The 941-nt window shown below is 39.7% G+C and carries 1 protein-coding gene; it reads left to right on the plus strand.

Annotated features, from left to right (window positions below; all coding sequences use genetic code 11):
* Positions 1-159 precede the first annotated feature (159 nt).
* The gene (locus BCU91_RS06940) at positions 160-906 is read left to right on the plus strand and encodes a heme ABC transporter permease (protein ID WP_102531175.1); all 747 of its coding nucleotides are present in this window, start codon (positions 160-162) and stop codon (positions 904-906) included.
* Positions 907-941: the final 35 nt, after the last annotated feature.

The following is a 941-nucleotide window of genomic DNA, read 5'->3' on the forward strand; positions in this document are numbered from 1 at the left end:
AATGGGTGGCCATGTTATTAGTTGCTGAAAGAATCAACATTGTTATCATTGTGTTTACGCTCCTGATTTTTAAGCTAATGTTTTAGTAGTTTATTGGTAAAATTGTCAGGTTTTTAAACCCTCCCATTAATTAGTGCATGATTAGAGAGTAAAATAACTATGTGGAAATGGCTTCACTCATATGCGGATCCTGAACGTGCGTACAAACTATCTGATAAACTGCTACCTTGGTTGGCTATTACAGCAATTATCCTAATCGGACTTGGTACAATTCAAGGGCTACTTTTTACTCCAGTTGATTACCAGCAAGGGGAAAGCTATAGGATCATTTACATCCATGTTCCAGCAGCCTCTATGTCTATGGCTGCGTATATGGCGATGGCCTCATGCGCATTTATAGGTGTTGTGTGGCAAATTAAAACTGCTGATTGGGCGGCCGCTTCGATTGCTCCAATTGGTGCTGTTATGACTTTTATTGCACTAATTACAGGTTCTGCATGGGGGAAACCAATGTGGGGAACTTGGTGGGTCTGGGATGCAAGGCTTACCTCTGAACTCGTACAACTTTTCTTGTATTTAGGTGTAATAGCTCTTTACGCCTCTTATGAAGATAAAGTATTAGCAGCAAGGGCAGCAGGTATTCTCGCAATTGTCGGAGTAATTAATGTCCCAATAATTAAATTCTCGGTCGAATGGTGGAACTCTTTGCATCAGCCGGCAACGATAAAAATCACTGAAGAATCTGCAATGTCATCAGATATGCTTTATCCACTTCTGATTAACATCACAGGGTTTGGGGTGATGATTGGTGCACTAACCTTAGTTAGATTCAAAAATGAAATATTGGCGAGAAATAGCATGCGCCTCTGGGTTAAAGACCTTGCAATGAATCAAGGAGAAAAATAATGGAATTTGACTCTGTTTCTGAATTTTTAAATATG

Origin of the sequence: Shewanella sp. 10N.286.52.B9, from assembly GCF_002873635.1 — a bacterium.
Taxonomy (GTDB): domain Bacteria; phylum Pseudomonadota; class Gammaproteobacteria; order Enterobacterales; family Shewanellaceae; genus Shewanella.

Excerpts from the sequence above, each read along its gene's own strand:
- BCU91_RS06940 (WP_102531175.1), top strand. The coding sequence starts at position 160 with ATGTGGAAATGGCTTCACTCATATGCGGATCCTGAACGTGCGTACAAA.